22 protein-coding genes are annotated in these 20,747 nt (G+C 27.9%); 14 read left to right on the top strand and 8 right to left on the bottom strand.

All coding sequences use genetic code 11. The annotated features are described in order from the left end of the window. Window positions 1–203: 203 nt before the first annotated feature. The 4 genes from hypD (at window position 204) to BZ132_RS06145 (ending at window position 5,718) form a co-directional block, all read left to right on the top strand. Window positions 204–1,253 (top strand): hydrogenase formation protein HypD, encoded by a 1,050-nt coding sequence (hypD, locus tag BZ132_RS06160; protein ID WP_011406861.1) that lies wholly within the window; start codon window positions 204–206, stop codon window positions 1,251–1,253. 13 nt (window positions 1,254–1,266) lie between these two features. Beyond that, window positions 1,267–2,577, top strand: a complete 1,311-nt coding sequence (locus BZ132_RS06155; protein WP_011406860.1) for a TldD/PmbA family protein — start codon at window positions 1,267–1,269, stop codon at window positions 2,575–2,577. Window positions 2,578–2,925: 348 nt separating this feature from the next. Continuing rightward, window positions 2,926–3,945 carry a zinc ribbon domain-containing protein gene (locus BZ132_RS06150; protein ID WP_011406859.1) on the top strand — a complete coding sequence of 340 codons (1,020 nt, stop codon included), beginning with the start codon at window positions 2,926–2,928 and terminating at the stop codon, window positions 3,943–3,945. Between the two features lie 120 nt (window positions 3,946–4,065). Beyond that, window positions 4,066–5,718, top strand: a complete 1,653-nt coding sequence (locus BZ132_RS06145; RefSeq protein ID WP_286940650.1) for an AarF/ABC1/UbiB kinase family protein — start codon at window positions 4,066–4,068, stop codon at window positions 5,716–5,718. Window positions 5,719–5,778: 60 nt separating this feature from the next. Here BZ132_RS06145 and BZ132_RS06140 read toward each other — a convergent pair whose 3' ends face one another. Next, window positions 5,779–6,429: a DNA polymerase domain-containing protein gene (locus BZ132_RS06140; protein WP_011406857.1), complete on the bottom strand. Its 651-nt coding sequence runs from the start codon at window positions 6,427–6,429 to the stop codon at window positions 5,779–5,781. Then, window positions 6,426–6,806, bottom strand: a complete 381-nt coding sequence (locus tag BZ132_RS06135; RefSeq protein WP_011406856.1) for a 30S ribosomal protein S8e — start codon at window positions 6,804–6,806, stop codon at window positions 6,426–6,428. The genes BZ132_RS06140 and BZ132_RS06135 overlap by 4 nt, the downstream gene beginning before the upstream one ends. A gap of 437 nt (window positions 6,807–7,243) precedes the next feature. On the opposite strand from BZ132_RS06135, the gene hypE reads away from it, so the two are divergent. The 4 genes from hypE (at window position 7,244) to BZ132_RS06115 (ending at window position 11,009) form a co-directional block, all read left to right on the top strand. After that, complete coding sequence (gene hypE / locus BZ132_RS06130; protein WP_011406855.1) at window positions 7,244–8,272, top strand: hydrogenase expression/formation protein HypE; 1,029 nt, start codon at window positions 7,244–7,246, stop codon at window positions 8,270–8,272. Between the two features lie 8 nt (window positions 8,273–8,280). After that, complete coding sequence (locus BZ132_RS06125; protein ID WP_011406854.1) at window positions 8,281–8,700, top strand: RDD family protein; 420 nt, start codon at window positions 8,281–8,283, stop codon at window positions 8,698–8,700. 32 nt (window positions 8,701–8,732) lie between these two features. Further along, window positions 8,733–10,007 carry a serine--tRNA ligase gene (gene serS / locus BZ132_RS06120; RefSeq protein ID WP_011406853.1) on the top strand — a complete coding sequence of 425 codons (1,275 nt, stop codon included), beginning with the start codon at window positions 8,733–8,735 and terminating at the stop codon, window positions 10,005–10,007. 165 nt (window positions 10,008–10,172) lie between these two features. Then, window positions 10,173–11,009, top strand: a complete 837-nt coding sequence (locus BZ132_RS06115; RefSeq protein ID WP_048059762.1) for a CBS domain-containing protein — start codon at window positions 10,173–10,175, stop codon at window positions 11,007–11,009. Between the two features lie 45 nt (window positions 11,010–11,054). On the opposite strand, the gene larE is transcribed toward BZ132_RS06115, so the two are convergent. The 6 genes from larE to comA form a co-directional block, all read right to left on the bottom strand. Further along, complete coding sequence (larE, locus tag BZ132_RS06110) at window positions 11,055–12,068, bottom strand: ATP-dependent sacrificial sulfur transferase LarE (protein WP_011406851.1); 1,014 nt, start codon at window positions 12,066–12,068, stop codon at window positions 11,055–11,057. Window positions 12,069–12,072: 4 nt separating this feature from the next. Further along, window positions 12,073–12,726 (bottom strand): TfuA-related McrA-glycine thioamidation protein, encoded by a 654-nt coding sequence (locus BZ132_RS06105; RefSeq protein WP_011406850.1) that lies wholly within the window; start codon window positions 12,724–12,726, stop codon window positions 12,073–12,075. Next, window positions 12,727–13,221: a TIGR00295 family protein gene (locus BZ132_RS06100; RefSeq protein ID WP_011406849.1), complete on the bottom strand. Its 495-nt coding sequence runs from the start codon at window positions 13,219–13,221 to the stop codon at window positions 12,727–12,729. A 72-nt stretch (window positions 13,222–13,293) separates the two neighbouring features. Then, window positions 13,294–13,833 (bottom strand): transcription factor E, encoded by a 540-nt coding sequence (gene tfe / locus BZ132_RS06095; protein ID WP_011406848.1) that lies wholly within the window; start codon window positions 13,831–13,833, stop codon window positions 13,294–13,296. A gap of 269 nt (window positions 13,834–14,102) precedes the next feature. After that, window positions 14,103–14,933 carry a coenzyme F420-0:L-glutamate ligase gene (locus BZ132_RS06090; RefSeq protein ID WP_052273669.1) on the bottom strand — a complete coding sequence of 277 codons (831 nt, stop codon included), beginning with the start codon at window positions 14,931–14,933 and terminating at the stop codon, window positions 14,103–14,105. Between the two features lie 50 nt (window positions 14,934–14,983). After that, window positions 14,984–15,742, bottom strand: a complete 759-nt coding sequence (gene comA / locus BZ132_RS06085) for a phosphosulfolactate synthase (RefSeq protein ID WP_011406846.1) — start codon at window positions 15,740–15,742, stop codon at window positions 14,984–14,986. Between the two features lie 524 nt (window positions 15,743–16,266). Between comA and ftsZ the strand changes: the two genes are divergently transcribed. The 6 genes from ftsZ (at window position 16,267) to BZ132_RS06055 (ending at window position 20,696) form a co-directional block, all read left to right on the top strand. Beyond that, window positions 16,267–17,364: a cell division protein FtsZ gene (gene ftsZ, locus BZ132_RS06080; protein WP_369814997.1), complete on the top strand. Its 1,098-nt coding sequence runs from the start codon at window positions 16,267–16,269 to the stop codon at window positions 17,362–17,364. 293 nt (window positions 17,365–17,657) lie between these two features. Further along, window positions 17,658–17,843 (top strand): protein translocase SEC61 complex subunit gamma, encoded by a 186-nt coding sequence (locus BZ132_RS06075; protein WP_011406844.1) that lies wholly within the window; start codon window positions 17,658–17,660, stop codon window positions 17,841–17,843. Between the two features lie 106 nt (window positions 17,844–17,949). After that, complete coding sequence (locus tag BZ132_RS06070; protein ID WP_369814998.1) at window positions 17,950–18,411, top strand: transcription elongation factor Spt5; 462 nt, start codon at window positions 17,950–17,952, stop codon at window positions 18,409–18,411. Beyond that, complete coding sequence (locus tag BZ132_RS06065; protein WP_286940648.1) at window positions 18,411–18,893, top strand: 50S ribosomal protein L11; 483 nt, start codon at window positions 18,411–18,413, stop codon at window positions 18,891–18,893. Before BZ132_RS06070 ends, BZ132_RS06065 begins: the two co-directional genes overlap by 1 nt. Window positions 18,894–19,058: 165 nt before the next feature. Continuing rightward, window positions 19,059–19,697, top strand: coding sequence for a 50S ribosomal protein L1 (locus tag BZ132_RS06060; RefSeq protein WP_011406841.1), 639 nt, complete (start codon window positions 19,059–19,061; stop codon window positions 19,695–19,697). Beyond that, the gene (locus tag BZ132_RS06055; RefSeq protein WP_011406840.1) at window positions 19,698–20,696 is read left to right on the top strand and encodes a 50S ribosomal protein L10; all 999 of its coding nucleotides are present in this window, start codon (window positions 19,698–19,700) and stop codon (window positions 20,694–20,696) included. Window positions 20,697–20,747: the final 51 nt, after the last annotated feature.

Raw genomic sequence — 20,747 nt, 5'->3', positions numbered from 1 at the left:
ATATTTTTTGTATTATCTCTATTAAATTGAATTATATAGTTTTTATCTAATCTTGATTATTCTTATATAATATATAAATATTTTAATTTTAATAATATTATTCATTGATAGATAAAAAAATAATTTTACTTAGTTTATAACAATTTCAATAAAAAATATATTTTTTTTAATTTCAACGGGTTTATAAGGAGTTTTTGAATAATATGAAGAATTTAACTAAAGATATAATTAAAAAAATAAATGAAATAAAACAGCCTATTAAAATTATGCATGTATGTGGTTCACATGAACATACAATTATGTACAATGGTATACGTTCAATGTTACCTTCTGAAGTTCAAATTGTTGCAGGTCCTGGATGTCCAGTATGTGTGGTACCTTCACATGAAATAGATGAATGTGTGGCATTAGCAGAACAAGGAGTAACAGTTACAATATTTGGGGATATGTTACGCGTACCAGGTACAGAAAAGTCATTAGCCGATGCTAAAGCAGAAGGTGCAGATGTAAGAATAGTATATGGTATTGGCAATGCAGTAGAATTAGCAAAAGAAATTGATAATGATGTTGTATTCATGGCAGCAGGATTTGAAACAACAGCACCAACAACAGCCAATGAATTATTAAATAATCCTCCTGAAAATTTTTCAGTACTTTCAAGTCATAGATTAATACCTCCTGCTTTAGATTTCTTAGTTCATGATGAAGTTGAATTAGATGGTTTAATAGAACCAGGTCATGTATGTACAATAATTGGAACAAAACCATTTGAATTTTTATCAGAAGATTATGGAATTCCACAAGCAGTAGCAGGATTTAATCCATTAGATATCTTGTATTCAATATACCTTATATTAAAACAGAAAAAAGAAGATAATCCTAGAATACAAAATGAATATAAACGAGCTGTAAGAGAAGAAGGTAATATAAAAGCTCAAAAAGCTATGGATGAAGTATTTAGAGTAACAACTGCTGAATGGAGAGGTTTCCCTGAAATACCAAATTCCATATATGATCTTAAAAAGGAATTTGATGATCATAATGCTAGAGTAAAATATGATATGGAACTTCCAGATTCTGAAAATGTTCCACAAGGATGTATCTGTGGACCAATACTAAGAGGTATGGCAAGACCAGAGGATTGTAAATTATTCCGTGGAGAATGTAATCCACTTCATCCAATAGGTGCATGTATGGTAAGTAAAGAAGGTACTTGTAATATAGCATATAGATACTCAAAAATGGATGATTAAATAGAGTGATATAATGAATCAATTACTTGACACAATATTGGATAAAGTGAATAAGCAAGTAGATCATGCAGAAATATACATGGAGAGAAATGAATCTGTGGATGTTGATATTCTAAATGATAAAGTAAATCATGCAAAGGAAGAAAATGTTCTTGGGATTGGTATAAGAATAATTAAAAATCAAAGACAAGGATTTGCATACACAACAAATCTAAATAAAATCGATGAAACAATAAAACAAGCAATTAATAATTCTAAATTGAATCAAATTGATGAAAACATAAGTATAATTGACAGTAATAAAAAATACACAAAAATCGATGGATTATATGATAAACAATTAGAAAATGTTGATTTACAGGAATTTATTGATTATTCAAAAACATTAATTGATCTTGTAAAGGAAAAAAAATGTAATCCTACTGCGGGAGGTTGTGGTGTTGGAATTAACAAAGTAAATCTTGTAAATTCTAATGGGGTTGATGTATCAGAAGAATCAACATCCTGTGGTGCATCAGTTTCAGTTAATGTAGCTGATAATGATGTGGTATCAAGTGCATATTATTATGATATTCGTCATGATAAAAATATAGATTTAGAATTAATAGCTGAAAAATCAACAAAATTGGCTTTAGATTCAAGAAATGCAAAACCAACAACAACACGAAATGCAACAGTAGTTTTAGATCATACAGCAACAGTATCATTATTAAATACTTTCTTTTCAGCATTAAATAGTGAAAATAAACAAAGAAATCGTTCAAAATTTAAAGATGAATTAAATAAACAAGTAGCTTCATCTAATTTTACATTAACAGATGATGGAACAATTCCTGGAGCATTATGCTCTTCAATAGCAGATGATGAGGGAACTCCAACAGAAAAAACAACATTAATAGAAGATGGTATTCTTAAAAATTTCATTTATGATACATATCATGCAAATAAGGATGAATTAGATCTATCAACAACAGCAAATGCAGTAAGGGCTGGTTATAAATCAACACCTACTGTAGGATTTACAAATCTAAAACTAGATTTCAATGATAAATTAGCAATATCTGATATTACAGATGGAATCATCGTGGATAGTGTTATGGGAGCTCATACAGCAAATCCAATAACTGGTGATTTTTCTGTGGAAGCATTGAATTCTTTCGAAATAAAAAAGGGTTCTATAGAAAATCCAATTAAAAAAGTAATGATTTCTGGAAATATTTTTGATATAATGATGGATGTTAAGGCATTGGAAGGGGATATTCGTCAAATAGGGTCATGTATAACTCCTAAAATTGTAGCAGATAACCTAAGAATAATAGGTTAACTTTTACTTTTTTTTAAATCTTTTCTTTAAAGATTAATTAATGTTATAATAATTAAATTGATAATTAGTCCATTTATAAAATATTTTTTATAAAAAATATCATCTTTTTTTTAATTATATTAATCTGTTGTATTTAATTAAATATTTTTTTTTATTTTTCATGATTTTTTAAATATTCTCATAATAATTTTCATCTAAACTTAATTTTTATATAACATAAAACACATAATTAATATTTAATATTTAAATATATTAGGGAAAATAAATAATTTAATTTTTTAAATATTAAATGAGATTTTTCTAATTCTTTTTAATATGGACCATATAAGCGTAATGGAGTAATGTAAAATGTTTTGTAGAAATTGTGGAACAAAACTAGAGGATACTGATAAATTTTGTTTCAATTGTGGAAATCCAACAGGTAATTTAGTAGAACAAAAGGCACCAGCACCACAAGAAGTTAAAGAAGAACCTGATGTTGAAGAAGTTATAGAAACTCCTAAAGTAGAAAAAACTACTGAAGAAGCTCCTAGTGAAGAAATTATAGAAGAACCTGAAGTTGAAGAAATTATAGAAGAAATTCCATTGGATGGGGAAGTAGTTGGGGAAGTTACAGAAGATGTTCCTAGGGAAACTCCTGAAGTAGAAGAAGTTATGGAAACTCCTAAAGAAGTTGTAACTGAAAAAAAATCTATAGATTCAAAAGATGATTTAGACGACTTAGATGAATTTTTAGATTTAGATGATAACTTTAATTATGGAGATGTGGTATGGGAAGAAGTACCAGATGATGATGTATTACTAGATGATGTTGAAGAAGTAGAATCACTTGAAAAAGAACAAAAACATGTATCTAATGAGAAAACAGCTAAAGATGTTACTACTGATGAAGAACCTAAAGATGCAAATGTTGACGATTTTATTGAAGAATTAACAGAACAAAAGGATGTATCTGAAGTTGAAAAGATAATAAAACCTAAAGAAACAAAATCTAATATTATTGAAGAGGATTTAGAATCTGATTCAATAAGTTCAATTAAATCTTCAATAGCAGATAAATTTAAAATTGATGATGATTCAGAAAATACTGATTTAACTAAAGTAATATCTTATGAAGATAAAGATGAAGATTTATCAATTAAATCAGTGAAAGAAACACAAGATGATAAAAAATCTGATGATGACTCTGATAGTATTAAATCCAAGTTTAATAAAAAATTAGATGATGAATTAGAAGAATTTAACACAGATTTAGATGAGAATGTTAACTCATTAAGTAGTAAGATTGTGTCTGTTTTAATAATATTATTAATTTTAATAATTGCAGTAGTTGTAGCTTTATCATTAATACAAATTGTAGGTATATAACTTCTTTCTTTTCTTTTTTTTTTAAATGATTTCTTATTTTTTTTTAAAAGAATAAAACATGCTTCTTTTTTAAATCCTGCCGAAATTATTATAAATAATATAATCTAATAAAATATAATTATGAATATTTTAGAGAGTAAAGGTAATATTTCAAGAATAAATGAAATAATAAGGATTTTAGCCAAGTATGGATTTGAAAGTATTGCTCAGAAAATAAGTAATACTCATCTAAGACACGTATCTCTAGACAATGATGTTTCTAATGATGAATATGATTTAAATACACGTATTAGGCTTGTTTTACAAGAACTTGGAACTACCTTTATTAAATTAGGTCAAACATTGAGCACTTATCCTGATATGGTTGGTTTTGAATTAGCAGAGGAATTATCTAAATTACAAGAATCTGCTCCAATAACAAGTTATGATGAAATTAGAACAATTATTGAAGATGAGTTTTCAAAACCTATTGACTCTATTTTTGATAATTTTGAAATAAAACCAATAGCATCAGCAAGTATTGGTCAGGTACATAAAGCAACTCTAAATAATAAAGTTGTTGCTGTAAAAGTACAACATCCTAATATTCAAGATACTATTTCTAAAGATATTCAAATCATGCGTTTTATTGCTAATCGTCTTGATAATAACGTTACAATGGCTAAAGCATATAATTTACCTGGTATAATTGATGTTTTTGAATCAGATATATATAAAGAATTAGATTATAAATTTGAAGCTGTGAATGCTATTCATATTAATGACTTATTATGTGAAGATGAAGTGCATATACCTAAAATTTATTTAGATTATTCTACTAATAAAGTTTTAGTAATGGAATTTTTAGATGGGGTTAGTCTTAATAAGGTGTTGATGGATTCTACTGATAAATATGATAAAGAAAAAATTGCACAGATAGGCACTGATTCTTTTGTTAAACAAATTTTAGTTCATGGATTTTATCATGCAGATCCCCATCCTGGTAATATATTTGTTTTAGAGGAGAATATTGTAGCCTTTGTTGATTTTGGAATGATGGGCCATTTAAGTTCTGATTTAAGGGCTGATTTAGCAAAATTATTTATTTTCATATCTGAAGGTGATTCAAAACTACTAACTAAACAATTATATTATATGGGTATAATTAAAAATAAAAATAATTTTGAAAATATTGAAAATGAAATCACACATTTGTTAGATAAGTATTATAATTCACAGTTTAACGATGTTTCTGGTGTATTTAAAGAACTTATGCATGAAGATTTATTAAATAAGTATGGATTAGTCATACCAAGAGACTTGATGATGGTTATTAGAACGATAATTATGATTGATGATATAGGAAAATCACTAGTTCCATCATTTAATGTAACAGAGGCATTAAAACCATATGCATTGAAGATGTTATTAAATAATTTTAAACCTAAAAGAATACTACAACGTACAAATGAAAATATTATGGATGTTCAAAATTTAGCTAAAAAATTACCAGACTCTCTATTAAACTTTTTTGATGTTGTAGATGATGGTAAAATACGTGTAAATCTGGAGTATGATGAGATTGAAAGAGTAATTCAACTTCTATCAAAAACAATGGATAAAATAGTAATTGCTTTGATAACTGCTGCAATACTTGTAGGTTCATCTCTAATTATGTTAACAGATCATGGAACATCAATAATGGGATATCCTATTATAGGGTTTGTAGGTTTTGTATTCAGTGCAATACTTGGAGTAGTTTTAATTTTCATGATTCTAAGTAAAAATTACTAGAAATTAAGTTATATTTTAAAGAAAAAAAGATATTATTTATTTTAGGCGGTGATTTATTATTTAGAAGAAACTATCTAAACTTGTTTGTATTTCATTGTTCATAATCTGTTCTTCAGTGTATCCTATAGCTTCTAGTATTCTTAAAGTAGCTGGTAATACTTGATTTTGAATGTAATACTCAGGATCATATGTTTTATTTCCAATATATTCTATTGGTTCTGCACGTCTACTAATTGGTTCTTTTCCTTTTGTAATAATGTAACGAATAATAGAACCACTAGTAACTGTTTGGCCATGTAACTCTAGTTTTTCTGCAGCAATCACATGTGGTGCAATTTGCTTATAGTTTTCAGGTTTTTTAGTTAATTTAGTATGGATAACTAAATCTTCTAATTCAACTTCACCATTATTTAATCTTTTAATAACATTTTTCACAATTTTTTTTGCTTTATTTGGTGAAGCATCCTTAAGAATAGCTTCTAATACTTCATGTTGGGTATTTTTAGCTACTGCTGCCCAATCACGACGAACAAGTTCTAAACCTTTAACAGTAATAACACCATCACATATGACAGCATATCTTTTTTTGGTTACAAAGAATCCTCTGTCATAATAGCCTTCTAACTCAAGCTCCATGTCTTGGGGTAAATTTTGGTTTATGGAGCTAAGTAGCTCCGTAACCTGTTTTTCAATTTTTTTTGGAATGCTCATTCGATTAATACACCATTAACTATTCCTTTTTGACCTGGTCTGGAAGTTATTTTTGCTTTACCAATTTCTGTTTCAACAATAGCTCCTTTTGTAATAATGTTTCTTCTTACAAAGTGGCTGTTAGCTCCATTTTCAAGTACTGTTAACATTTCAACGTTTTTACTGGAGTTGTCTTTAGGATCAATAACATTGATTCTTTTTGCTACGGTAGCTCTTGTTTTGGTACAGTTTCCTCTTGCTACTATTTCTTTTTTAACTTCGTCTCCAATCCTTGTTTCTGCTGGATTTCTTCCGAATTCAGCATTTCTTTTATTTTTATTTCTTCTTGATCTTGCTCCTGATGGTTTTCTTAAAGAGCTTCCTTGCCATATTGCCATATTTGTCACCTCAAATTTATATTAGGTTATACTGTGTAATTATAGTATAACTTAGTAATTCCGTATTAAAAAAATTATGTAACTTCTAAAAAGTTATCTTATAATTAATAAGTGTTTTGTTTAAATAGTTAGTTCATTAGATATGATTTTACTTCCTTATTTTATAGTATAATTATTTTATTAAAATAATACTTTATTAAGAGTTTTATCATTCTATACTATTTTACAATAATAATATAATATATTAATTCTATTGTATTTATATTTATTTATTACTAATATCAACTCATAACTAACAACTAGTTTTTTTTATAGTATATTGCTAAAATTTTATTAGATAAAGAATTAATAATATAATATATTATTGAATAAGATAATAAAAATAAATCTTAAATATTTATATTTTTTTTATTAAAACAACATGGAAGGAATTTACTATGGCATATAATGATGATAAAATAAACATGGTACATGGTGCTGGTGGAGAAGTCATGCAAGGTATGATTTCAGATATAATATTAAATAATGTCTCAAAAACTAGTGTAAATGGTGGAATAGGTTTGGAAGCATTAGATGATAGTGCAACAATACCTATTGATGATGAGCATGTTATAGTAACAACTATTGATAGTCATACAGTACAACCTTTATTTTTCCCTGGAGGAGATATTGGTAGAATATCAGCTGCAGGAACATTAAATGATATTTCTGTTATGGGAGTAAAACCATTATCTTTAAACAATGCAATGGTAATAAGTGAAGGTTTTGAACGTTCAGACTTAGAAAAAATTGTTAAATCCATGGATGAAACTTGTCAAGAAGTAGGTGCTGCAATTATTACAGGAGATACTAAGGTAATTGATAGTGACAAACTTGATGGAATGATAATAGCAACTGCAGGTATTGGAGTAGGTAAAAAAGAAAATATAGTATCTGATGCTGGTCTTAAAGTTGGAAACAAAGTTATCATCACTGGTAGTGTGGGTGACCATGGAATGGCAATAATGTCTAAAAGAGAAGGTTTTGGTTATGAAACAGAACTAAAATCTGATGTGGCACCAGTATGGGGTATGGTTGAAGCTGCTCAAAAAGTTGGAACAATTACAGCAATGAAAGATCCAACACGTGGTGGAATAGCCAATGCATTAAATGAAATGGCAAATAAGGCAAATGTGGGTATGAGGTTAGATGAGGAAAGAATTCCAATAAAACCTGAAGTAGAGGCTGTATCTGATATGTTGGGTATTGATCCATTTGAAGTAGCAAATGAAGGTAAAATTGTAATGGGTGTAGAAGCAGAAAATGCTGAAGATGTATTACAAGCTATACAAAAAACTAAATATGGAAAAGATGCCCAAATTATTGGTGAAGTTACAGATAAAAAACATGTAATAATGGAAACTATCATTGGTGGAGAAAGATTAATTGAACCTCCAATAGCAGATCCTGTACCAAGAGTATGTTAAGTGATTTTATGGAACATTTTATATTAAGAACAGAAGCTTTAATAATAGATGCAATAATAGTAACATTATTTGTTTCCTTGATAGATAATATTTTATATATATTACTTGCATTATTAAATATTCAAGTTACATTGGCTTATTATCCATATGTAGTATTAATTCTGGTAACAATGGGCTATTTCACATTATTTGAAGCTAAAACAAATAAAACAATAGGTAAAAAGATTCTTCACTTATATGTTTCTGATTCTGAAGGATATATGACATATAAAAGTGCATTTATTAGAAATTTAACAAAACTCTTTTGGGTACCTTTAATTTTCGATATTATAATTGGAAAAATAATGAACTATCCTTCACGATTATTTGATAAATTAGCAGGTACTGATGTATATTCTGATAAAGATTTAGAAGTAGTGGATGATTAAATAATAGATAAATAATAAAGGAGAAATAATAGTTGTTAGACATAAAATTATTCAGGGAAGAACCAAATAAAATATTTGACTCTGAAAAGAAACGATTTAGGGATACTATTAATGTTGAAAAAGTTATTGAGTATGATAATTTATGGAGAGAAGGATTACAAAATCTAAATAATTTACGTTCTGAAAAAAATAAATTATCTAAATCATTTAAACAAGCAAAAAAAGATGGAAATCTTGAAGAAGTTATAAGCAAATCCAAAAAAGTAGCTTCTGATATTAAAGAATTAGAACCTAAAATTGAAGAATATGAAAGAATACGTGATGAATATAGGTATAAAGTAGGTAATATTATAGATGAAAACGTACCTGTTTCTGATACTGAAGATGATAATGAAGTCATAAGAACAAATGGTGATTTTCCATCATTTGATTTTGAACCATTAAATCATGTTGATTTAATCAATTTAATTGATGGTGCTGACACAGACACTGCTTCTCAAATTGCAGGGTCACGTTTTTATTATTTAAAACAGGATATTTTATTCTTAAACTTAGCATTAATTCAATTTGCATTAAATGAATTAAAAGATAAGGGATATACTCCTCTACAAACACCTTTCTTTATTAAAAGTGAGGTTGCAGAAGAAACATCTGAATTGGGTGAATTTGAAGAAACATTATATAAGGTTGAGAATGAGGATTTATATCTAATAGCTACTGCTGAACAAACATTAGCAGCTCTACATAGAAATGAAATCATAGATTCTGAAGATTTACCATTAAGGTACTGTGCTCTTTCCACATGTTTTAGAAAAGAAGCAGGATCCCATGGAAAAGATACTTTGGGAATTTTTAGAGTACATCAATTTGAAAAAGTAGAACAATTCATCTATGCTACACCGGAAAATTCAACTTTAGAACATGAGAAATTATTAGAAGTAACTGAAGGAATCTATCAGAAACTTGGATTACCTTATCAAATTGTAGCTATAGTATCTTCAGCATTAAATGATAATGCAGCAATAAAATATGATCTTGAAGCATGGTTCCCTGGTTCTGGAACATATCGTGAATTAGTATCTTGTACTAATTGTAAGGATTATCAGGCAAGAAAAATCAATACACGTTATGGAAAAGCAGGTGCTGGTGATGCTCAAATATTACATACATTAAATAGTACAGCAATTGCTACAGAAAGAACTATATGTTGTATTTTAGAAAATTATCAACAAGAAGATGGAAGTATTAAAATACCTGATGTATTAATACCATATATGAATGGTAAAACTATTATTGAAGCTAAATAATAATCTTTCCTTTACTTTTTTTTATATTTTATTTCTTTTTTTTAATTAACTATTTTTATATCTTAATCACATATCTTATTAGTAATGATTAAATATTATAGTAATTGACAATAGTAATTATTATTTTAATTAATTGTTTTAAAAATACATGGACAGGTGATTATCATGAAAATAAGTGAAATAATGACAGAAAATGTTCAGGCAGGATCAGTTCCAGGGACAGTCAGTAGTATCTATGAAATTTTAAGAGAAGAGAAATTATCTGGTGTACCAATTGTTAAAAAACATACAGGAGAACTTGCAGGAGTAATAACAAGATCTGATCTTATTAAAAATCCTGATGAAGATCAAGTTGCAATGATTATGTCAAGAAATCCTATAACTGCAGCTCCAGATGAAGATGTAAATTCAGTTGCTCGTAAAATGATTAATAATAATATTCGTAGAGTACCAATTACTGTGGATAATAAATTAGTGGGAATTGTAACTTCGGCAGATATAACTAATAAAGCATTATGGAAGATTAATAATACTGAACCTGTTGAAAAATATATGGTACGTAATGTCCCAACAGTATGGGATAAAACACCATTACCTATAGCATATTCTATTACTAACTTCTTTAATTTTAAGTCAGTAATATCATTAAATGATGATGGTAAAGCATCTGGTATTTTAACAGAAACTGACTTTATTAATGAAAGTAGGGTTGTTGAAGAACAAACTATACATAACAGTTCAGTAAGTACTGAGGGAGATAAATGGACATGGAATAGTCAGAGTGTAATGTATATTTTAAAAAATAGATTACAATTTTCTGATAAAATAGTTAAAGATGTTGCTGGAGATAAATTAGTATCTGTTACTCGTAAAACTTCTGTTAAAGAATGTGCGAATATTCTAAGGCAATATAATATAGAACAAGTTCCTGTATTGAATATGGCTGATGAACCAATTGGTCTTGTAAGATCAAGTGATTTAATGCGTGCTATGATTCAATAATTTAAATTATTATTTTATTAAAAGAAGAATATAGTAGATTATATTCTATATTTTTCTTTCAATTGAAGGTAGAATTTTATTGAATTTATCAATAAAGTCATTAGTTTCAGGCATACTTATTTTACCATTATCTTCAATAGTTATATCCTCATAGTTTATGGTTTTTGAATTTAATTTACTTTCTTCTCCTAGTTTTGTATTTTCAATTATATTTTCATAAGTTCTTTTTAAATCTATGTTATATGGTAATTTATAGAAGTATATGTTATTATCTATGTTATATGTGAGTTTTGTTTTCATATATCCTGTTATGTCTAATAATACCTTTTTAAAACCTAATTCTTGAAGCTTGTCTCTTATATTTTTTATTAAATTCTTATCTAGTACTTCAAGAGGTTCATCTATTGATATTGTTGCAGTATATGAATCAAATCTAACTCGGATATTTTCTTGTTTTATGTATTTTTTTAGATATGTTTCAGCTTCATCTATTAATTTAAATTTTTCCATGCTTACTTCTTCATTTGTTTTTACTCTAGTTGCAAGACATGTTGTGTTATGGGAGTATGTGAGATTTAAGTATTTTATCATATTAAATACATCATTTTTTGTTATACCACATTCTATTAGGGGACTTGTCATGTTGTATGTTTTTCTTACTAAAATTCCAGGTCTATCTTCAAGAAGGTCTGTTAGATTGGTTCCTTCTAAGAAATAATCATATTCATTAAAATAGGATAGTTCTTGGATTTTTAAGTACATTATTTTTCTACAGTTATAACAGCGTTTTTGGTTGTTTGATATGAATTCTGGGTTTTTTAGAAAGTTAACATTTATTACGTCATGTTTTAAATTTAATTCTTTTGCTTTTTCTTTTGTATAATTTATAAAGTCTTTTGGCATCATGTTATTGTCTATTGTAACAAGTACTGAATTGGGACTTACTTGTGATAAAATGTATGCTATGAGTGTACTGTCTGAACCAGCACTAAATGCTAGTATTGATTTTTTATCTTTCAAATATTCTTTTAATTTCTCTATCTTCTCTTCTATTTTCATATTATCATTGTTTACTTATTTTTTTAATGTATTGTATAACCTTTTTTGCATCATCGTGTTTTATATCTATTTTATTTTTATTAATATAGTTAAGTAACGTTGTTATATTTTCTGGAGATAGACTTGATTTTCTAATTGTATATTCAAATGAACGTTTAGGATAATAGGTGTCTTTTGCAATTTTTAATAATTCATCTTCCTCTTCTTGTGTAATGATTTTGTCTTTTCTTGCGTTATCAAAATTATATTTAAGATTAATCCAGGGTTGAGATAATTGCTCTAAGGTATCTGGATTTAAAGCAACAGAAACATCATCATCAGAGTCAATAACACCTTTTTTATAGTCATTAAAAATAGTTCCAATTCCAATCATACCATATGGATATAATTCACAAGCACGAAGTGCACCCATACTAGCACCACCAACAACAGTAATATTCCTTTTCAATGCTCTTAAAATTTCTTTATGAGCTACAGCAGGACTTTGATGAAAAACGCCATCTATTATACCAATAATTTCAATATTATCATTTTTTGAGAGTAATTCATCAATATCGCCTCTTTTTACAGGAGGATAATACGTAGCATCTAATATTGTTTTAGCTTCTTTAAATGAAATTGATAATCCAGTATAAATTGCTATTGTCATGTTAATCATCTACTTTATTAATTCATTATGTAATTTAATAAGTCTGTCTATTGATTCTGTAGCCATGCCTTTTTTTGTCCATTTATTAATAACAAAATCTAAATCCACAGGTTCTGTTCCATGAACAAGATTATCTGCATGTGCAACAATTTTTTCCTCAAGAGTTTGGGGTATGTAATTACGTGGTGGTAATCTTAATTTTTGGGCTTCTTTAGCACTTATTCCAGCACCAATATGACGTTCTGTTATTTTACATATTTTTTCATCAACATTTAATTGACGAAGTAGATCTGCTCCAAGGTATGCATGTTTAATATCATTTGTAACAGTTCTTCCAACATCATGTAACATTGCTCCAGCTTTAATAAGATCTAAATCAATATTGTCATAATGGGGTGTAATATCTTTGGTTCTTTCATAAACTGTGGTGGAATGATCTATAATGTATTTAGAACATTCTAATTTATTATAAATATTTTTAATTAATTTATCAACTTCAGACATGTGTAATTACTTTCCTATTTTTGTTTAATATTAAAAAAAGAAGTTATAAAAAAAGAAGGTGTTTAATTTTTTTTATTCATTAATTTTGTATGCTGACTCTAATTTTTTGAGATCATGGATAAGATCACTGTTATCTTTAAATTCTAATTTTTCATTACATCTTGGACATATAAATTGAAATTCTGTAGCTTCATCAAATGGATATCTGCATCCATTAGGACATACAAAAAACATATTATTTTCTTCATATTCAATTGATTCTTTAATTTCTTGATTATGGTGGTTGTATTGTTTTTCTAGGATTTGTGCAGCTTTTCTTGAATCAAATCTCCAATAATAAGTAAACCATTGTGTTTCAGGATCTTTTTTTCTTGTATAATTAGCCATACCCACATCATAGAATTTGTATAATATTTTTCTTACAAAGTTTAATTTAATACCAGTAGCTTCAGCTATTTGTTCATCTGTAACTTCAGCAGTAAATAAACAGTCTAATATTTTATTACTAGTATCAGAATCATGAGTAAGTTCATATGCTAGTTTTTTAACATTGTGTTCATTTAAAAATTTAGAATCATAATCAAATGTATATTTAACTTTTTTCTTAGCCATTATATTATCTCTCTTATTATTTGTCTCTAACAATATTTTAATTGTTAGAATTTTGTTAATACAACTTCAAATAATCTCTATAATCTTCAATCATCTTTTTAGATAATTTAATTGAGTAAAATTTTTTTATTATATTTTAATCTTTTTCATAATAATTACATTTTATTATATTTTGACTATAGAGTTGATATACATTTAAAATTTTATTAAATGGATCTATCATAAATAACTAATATATTATTATGTCTTTACTTATTATAAATAGTTATTTAAAATCTTATAATCACTGCAGGTATATGTGTAATTGTATTTAGAAGCGCAGGGGTAACCTTATTATAATCAGTATCAAATGTAGTTTTCATATTATATACAGTTTCAAAAAAAGTATTGGTATTTTCAACTTGTGATTTTTCAGCAATTGCACATAGTTTTATTAACATTTCAACATCACACTTAACAGTAGATGCAAGAGGTGTTGGACCTATTTTTTTAGAGAAATTTCCAAGAATATATCCAAAAATACCAGTATTATTATGAATTGTCTCTATGGATTGGGGTAATGTGGTAAATTTCTTTCCATAGAAATCATATGTTGCATCAGTATCACAGATTATTATATTTACATTTTTCCCTGTTTTTTTGTGTATAATTTCTTTAATATAATCAGCACTCTTTTGTGGATTTTCTGGAAGAAGAGATACATATTGTTCAGGAACATTACTTAAATCAACACCAGCTTCAGATGTAGGTTGTAGTGCATATTTTAATCCATATTTTTCTAATATGAACTGTTTATGGTATCTTGCCTCATGGGGCATGTTTCTAAGATTGGTTATTGTTCTTTTTTTATAACCTAAAAATGGACATAAAACATATCCCCATAAATATTTACTCCATAACTCTGTTAAAATAGATGCAGCGATACTTGGTATGTATTTTGATTCATCAACTAAATTGCCTTCAGCTGTTGATATGGGAGTTTCACTAATTACAATATAATCATCATCTTGACAATATTTTATGATATTGGTTATAAGAGTATAGTATCCTTCATTTGGTTTGATATAATCTGTTTTAATGGGAATAACTTCTACTTTCATATTCATATCTCTAAAAATGGTTTTTTTATTAAAAAAATAAAAGAGGAAATTTATAATTTTCCAAGAGTGTCTCCTCTTAATCCACGACGTAATGTTTCAAGGGAGACTATTTCATTAGAATTAATGTTTCCAAGATTTACATCATTACTTAATGTAAGTATTAATTCTACTTGTTGATTTTTCTGTGGAGCTTCCCACAATACTTTTTCTTTAGGTGTATTTTCATAGATTGAAGTTAAATCATCTTTTTTTACATTACCTTTATCATCGTATATACCAATATTTTTACCACTTTCACGTCCTTCAATAATAACCATATCAGAACCTGCTTCAATATCTGTATTTATAAGATCTATACGTTGTTGTGTTGTATATTCAGAATCTTTTTGTGGATTTTTCTTACCTATTTCACTCAAAGTGTAGAAACCTAATTCTTTTGATTTATTAATTAACTGTGCACGTCTATCACTGTCAATGGTAGTTGATCCATCAGATATTTCCACAGCATTAAATCCTAATCTGTCAATTTCATTAAAATATTCATCTATTTTATTTTGTTTATTTGCTAATTCAAATAAAGTTCCACCAGTATATGTTCTAATATTATATGAGTGATATAATTCATTTTTATCTTTTATTATTTCTTCATCATATAATATTGAAGTTCCCCATCCATACTTCAATAGATTAAAATAGTTTCCACTAATTGTTAACATATCTTCAACTGTTTTGTATCCTAATGCCTTATCAAGAACCATGGTATTGGTATTTACTGGTCCAATTTCATCTAGAAACTTAAAAGCGTTCATATTATCATCTTTATTATTTTTATATTAAAAATATAATACTTAGTTATGTATTTAATTATTTTTAAATTAATATGAATTTTATATTTATTAAAATAGTACTTCTTTTTTTCTATTTTTAATATATTTCTATCTAAAAAAACTAAGTTTATATATTTAAGAAAACATACAAATATATTAATATAAAATTATATTATTTCAAATAATAAAGTATCTTAAAATTAGTATTATCAATTATTAATCGTTATAATAACGTGTTCTGATTATTGATAAGTAATCTATTTAAGTATTTCAATCAGTAAATGATTACCAATAATTATCAAGTATAAACATAGTTTTGAAATCTTTCTTTCATAGAACAATATTTAAATAATTCATAAAATATAAGATATTAAATTAATTTAATAATAAATATAATAATTAATAAACTGTTATTAAATACAATGTAATAGTGAGGGTGTTAAGTGAAATCTCTAATAAATGATAGTATAAAAGATTCAAAATCTAAAACTTCAACAGAAAGATCTATCTCTAAAAATAATATTTCTAATTCTAATGTAGATGATATTAATAGTATCTTAGTAGATATTATTAACAAAAGTAGAACAAAAATATTTGTTATTGGTGCTGGTGGAGCTGGAAACAACACTATTTCACGTTTAGGTGAAATTGGAATTGAAGGTGCAGAAACTATATCCATTAACACAGATGCACAAGACTTATTCTTCTGCAAATCTAATGATAAAATATTAATTGGGGAAGAAACTTGTGGTGGATTAGGTGCTGGTGGAATTCCAGATGTTGGAGAAGCAAGTGCTGAAGAAAGTGAAGAAGAAATAAAAGAAAGAATTGATGGAGCAGACATGGTATTTGTTACCTGTGGACTTGGTGGAGGAACAGGTACAGGTTCAGCACCAGTAGTAAGTAGAATTGCACAAAAATGTGGAGCATTAACTATAGCTGTAGTAACAATGCCATTTAGTGCAGAGGGAATTAGAAGGCGAGAAAATGCTGAAAAAGGTCTTGCAAAATTACAAGAAGCAGCAGATACCGTACTTGTAATTCCTAATGATAAACTCTTAGAAGTAGCTCCAAGTTTACCAATTAACAAAGCATTCATGGTTTCAGATGAATTATTAGGTAGGGCTGTAAAAGGTATAACTGAATTAATTACAAAACCAGGACTAGTAAGTTTAGACTTTGCTGATGTTAAAAGTGTAATGAGTGATAGTGGAATGGCTATGATTGGTATGGGCGAATCAGATACTGGTGATAGGGCTATTGAATCAGTAAATGAAGCTCTTAACAGTCCTTTACTTGATTTAGATATTTCTAATGCAAAAAGTGCTATTGTTAACATCAGTGGAAGTAATGACTTAACATTAAATGAAGCTGAAAAAATTGTACAAATAGTTGCAGATGAACTTGATCCTGAAGCAAATATTATTTGGGGTACTCAATTACAAGAAGATCTTGCAAGTACAGTTAGAACAACCATTGTTGTTGCAGGTGTAAGTTCTCCTTCAATAATGGGATCTGATGATTCTTACAAAGAAAAACCACGTGGAGAAGAAACACCAACACCAGATGCAGATCTTGAAGGATTTATTGATGATGTATTTTAGATATTAATATCTAAATATTTCATTAACTTTTTTTTGATTATAATAAAAATTATTATCTCTAGCTTTTTTAGGGTTTAAAGATCTATTAAAGTATTTATTTCAAAGTATATATTAAATTCAAGTTGATATGTTGTTTATATGATGTATGGATTGAATATAGTTATTTTTTAATGTATGTTTTTCTATAAATAAAACCAAAGGTTTATTAATAGTAAGATGAATAAATTATATATGATCCCTATCTTAGGTTTTAAATTTTCTCATTTTGAATTTTTAATGCAGGTAGTAATAATATGAATATAAACAAAGAATCAATACATGGTTTTTTAAAGCAATGTGAAAGAGTATTACGTATTTCAAAAAAACCAGATAATGAGGAATACTTAACTGTAGCAAAAGTTACAGGTGTGGGTATCATAATTATTGGTCTTATTGGGTTTATACTTTCAATAGTATCACAAGTATTGTTTTACTCATAGTTGTTTTAATAAACAAAATAATAATAAAAGAAATTTAATCAAAATATTATTTATATAATATTTGGGAATACATTAAAAAAAAGATAAAATATCTTTTTTAACAACGATAGAAAAAAGTGGAATTATGTTTTATGCGATGAGAGTACTTATTGGACAAGAAAAAAATGTAGCATCTTTATTAGCACAAAGTGTTAAACATGAAGATACAGGGATTTCTGCGATTTTATCTCCAGAATCTATGAAAGGTTATATTTTTGTTGAGTCTGATAAAACATTAGATATGAGGCATCCTGCACTTAAAGTTCCAAATTTGAGAGGTTTAGTCGAAGGTGACGTAGACTTCGATGAGCTCAAATCATTCTTAAGTCCAGATCAATCAATAGTCAATATTGAAAAAGGTAGTATTGTTGAATTGACTTCTGGCCCATTTAAAGATGAAAAAGCTAAAGTGGTTAGGATTGATGAAGCAAAAGAAGATGTAGTATTGGAATTAATTGAAGCAGCAGTTCCAATACCTGTCACAGTAAAGGGTGACCAAATCAGATTAATACAAAAGGAGGCTGAATAGTGGCTAGTCAAACTATTGAAATCCTAGTGGAAGGTGGAAAAGCCACACCGGGACCACCTTTAGGTCCAGCTATAGGTCCATTAGGTATTAATATGATGCAAGTTGTTGAAGAAATCAACAAAAAAACTGCTGATTTTGGCGGTATGAAAGTACCAGTAAAAATAACTGCAGACATGGATACTAAAGATTTTGAAATTTCTATAGGTACACCACCTACAACTGCTTTAGTTCTTGATGAGTTAAGTATTGAAAGTGGTTCTCACGAACCTGGTACTGAAGTAGCAGCTGATTTCTCAGTTGAACAAGCATTTAAAGTTGCAAGAATGAAATTTGATGACTTACTTGCAAATGATTACAAACACGCAACAAAAGAAGTGATTGGTACATGTGTAAGTATGGGTATTAATGTTCAAGGTAAAGATGGACGTGAAACTCAAAAAGACATCGATAATGGCGATTATGATGATGTATTTACCCAATAAATACTCATTGTTTTATTTCATTTAAGTAACAATTAATTATTTAATATTAATCATAATGATTAGACTTTAAATATAAAAATTTTATACAATGTACATAGTACATAATTTATTTACACGTTGAACTCGATTTATTTTTTTTAAATCCTGTTCTTTGGAGGAAATTGAATGACACAAGTAATTGAAGAAGCAGTGAAGAAGGTTTTAGAAGAATCTAAACCGAGAAACTTCACACAGTCTATTGATGTGGTCATAACCATCAACGATTTAGACATAAACAAACCAGAAAACCGTTTAGATGAAGAAGTGCTTCTCCCTAATGGACGTGGAAAAGATGTTAAAATTGCATTTATTGCTGAAGGTGAATTAGCTTATCAAGCAGAACAAGCTGGTGCAGATTTAGTTATTAATAAAGAAAAATTAGAAGAATTAGGTAAAAACAGACCTGAAGCTAAAAAATTAGCAAATTCTTATGATTTCTTTGTAGCTCAAACTGATTTAATGCCAACTGTTGGTAGATTCTTAGGTCCAGTACTTGGTCCAAGGAAAAAAATGCCTAAACCAATTCCAGCAAGTGCAAATCCAGAAACCATATTAGGAAGATTAAGAAGTACAATTAAAATAAGAGTGAAAGACCAACCTATTATACAATCTATTGTAGGATCTGAAGATATGACTGAAGCACAAGTTGCTGAAAATATAGATGCTATAATGGATGTTCTTGATCGTAATTTAGAAAAAGGGTCTAAACAGATCAAAGCAATGTATTTAAAAACAACAATGGGACCTGTAACGAGGGTGATCTAGATGCATCATGTTGCAGATTGGAAAAAAGAAAAAGTAGCTGAACTTGAAGATTTAACAAATTCTCATGAAATAATAGGTATTGTAAACTTAGCTGATATTCCAGCAAAACAATTACAAACCATGAGAAAATCTTTAGGAGATAATGCAATTCTTAAAATGTCACGTAAAAATTTCATTAAAATTGCATTAGAAAACTCTGATAAAGAAGAAGTTGAAGGTTTAGCAGATTACCTCGAAGGTCAACCAGCTATGGTCTTCACTAAAATGAATCCTTTCAAACTATTTAAAATCTTAGAAGATAGTAAAACGGAAGCTCCAGCAAAAGCTGGAAGTATTGCTCCAGCGGATATTGTTGTTCCAGCAGGAGATACATCTTTCCCACCTGGTCCAATTCTTGGTGAATTACAACAAGTAGGTATTCCAGCTAAAATTGATAAAGGATCAATTGTTGTAACCGATGATGCTAAAATTGTCGATGAAGGCGAAGAAATTCCTAAAGCAGTAGCTGATATATTAACAAAACTTGAAATTCATCCTATGGAAGTGGGAATAGATTTACTAGCAGTTTGTGAAGGAGATACAATATATACTGCAGATGTACTTGCAATTGATGAAGAAGAAACTATTCAAACACTTGCAAATGCATATCAAAGTGCAATTAACTTATCAGTTTATGCAGGTATATTAAACAGCGAATCTGCTCCATTACTCATACAGAAAGCAGCAAGAGATGCTTTAAACTTAGCTATCAATGCTAATATATTAACTTCTGAAACAACTGATAAAATATTATCTAAAGCATATGCTCAAATGTTAGCAGTTGCTAAATTACTCTCTAGCGAAGCTATTGATGATGAACTTAATGAAAAATTAAATTCACAAGCAGCAGCAGCTCCTGTAGCAGTAGAAGATAATACAGAAGAACCTGAAGAGGAAGAAGAAGAGGAAGAAGATGCAGCAGAATCTGCAGCTGCAGGTCTTGGAGCTCTCTTCGGATAACTTTGAAGGCTACTAGTAAAAACGGAAAATTCTAATCTTAATAGCAAGTTA

Origin of the sequence: Methanosphaera sp. DEW79, assembly GCF_003266085.1 — an archaeon.
GTDB lineage: Archaea > Methanobacteriota > Methanobacteria > Methanobacteriales > Methanobacteriaceae > Methanosphaera > Methanosphaera stadtmanae.
Note: the sequence above shows the minus strand (reverse complement) of the source record. Positions and strands in the feature narration are given on the sequence as shown.

Bases quoted from the DNA above. Each gene is read 5' to 3' on its own strand.
- hypD (WP_011406861.1), top strand. From the start codon at position 204: ATGAAGAATTTAACTAAAGATATAATTAAAAAAATAAATGAAATAAAA.
- BZ132_RS06155 (WP_011406860.1), top strand. From the start codon at position 1,267: ATGAATCAATTACTTGACACAATATTGGATAAAGTGAATAAGCAAGTA.
- BZ132_RS06150 (WP_011406859.1), top strand. From the start codon at position 2,926: ATGTTTTGTAGAAATTGTGGAACAAAACTAGAGGATACTGATAAATTT.
- BZ132_RS06145 (WP_286940650.1), top strand. From the start codon at position 4,066: ATGAATATTTTAGAGAGTAAAGGTAATATTTCAAGAATAAATGAAATA.
- BZ132_RS06140 (WP_011406857.1), bottom strand. From the start codon at position 6,429: ATGAGCATTCCAAAAAAAATTGAAAAACAGGTTACGGAGCTACTTAGC.
- BZ132_RS06135 (WP_011406856.1), bottom strand. From the start codon at position 6,806: ATGGCAATATGGCAAGGAAGCTCTTTAAGAAAACCATCAGGAGCAAGA.
- hypE (WP_011406855.1), top strand. From the start codon at position 7,244: ATGGCATATAATGATGATAAAATAAACATGGTACATGGTGCTGGTGGA.
- BZ132_RS06125 (WP_011406854.1), top strand. From the start codon at position 8,281: ATGGAACATTTTATATTAAGAACAGAAGCTTTAATAATAGATGCAATA.
- BZ132_RS06115 (WP_048059762.1), top strand. From the start codon at position 10,173: ATGAAAATAAGTGAAATAATGACAGAAAATGTTCAGGCAGGATCAGTT.
- larE (WP_011406851.1), bottom strand. From the start codon at position 12,068: ATGAAAATAGAAGAGAAGATAGAGAAATTAAAAGAATATTTGAAAGAT.
- BZ132_RS06105 (WP_011406850.1), bottom strand. From the start codon at position 12,726: ATGATTAACATGACAATAGCAATTTATACTGGATTATCAATTTCATTT.
- BZ132_RS06100 (WP_011406849.1), bottom strand. From the start codon at position 13,221: ATGTCTGAAGTTGATAAATTAATTAAAAATATTTATAATAAATTAGAA.
- tfe (WP_011406848.1), bottom strand. From the start codon at position 13,833: ATGGCTAAGAAAAAAGTTAAATATACATTTGATTATGATTCTAAATTT.
- BZ132_RS06090 (WP_052273669.1), bottom strand. From the start codon at position 14,933: ATGAAAGTAGAAGTTATTCCCATTAAAACAGATTATATCAAACCAAAT.
- comA (WP_011406846.1), bottom strand. From the start codon at position 15,742: ATGAACGCTTTTAAGTTTCTAGATGAAATTGGACCAGTAAATACCAAT.
- BZ132_RS06075 (WP_011406844.1), top strand. From the start codon at position 17,658: ATGAATATAAACAAAGAATCAATACATGGTTTTTTAAAGCAATGTGAA.
- BZ132_RS06060 (WP_011406841.1), top strand. From the start codon at position 19,059: ATGACACAAGTAATTGAAGAAGCAGTGAAGAAGGTTTTAGAAGAATCT.
- BZ132_RS06055 (WP_011406840.1), top strand. From the start codon at position 19,698: ATGCATCATGTTGCAGATTGGAAAAAAGAAAAAGTAGCTGAACTTGAA.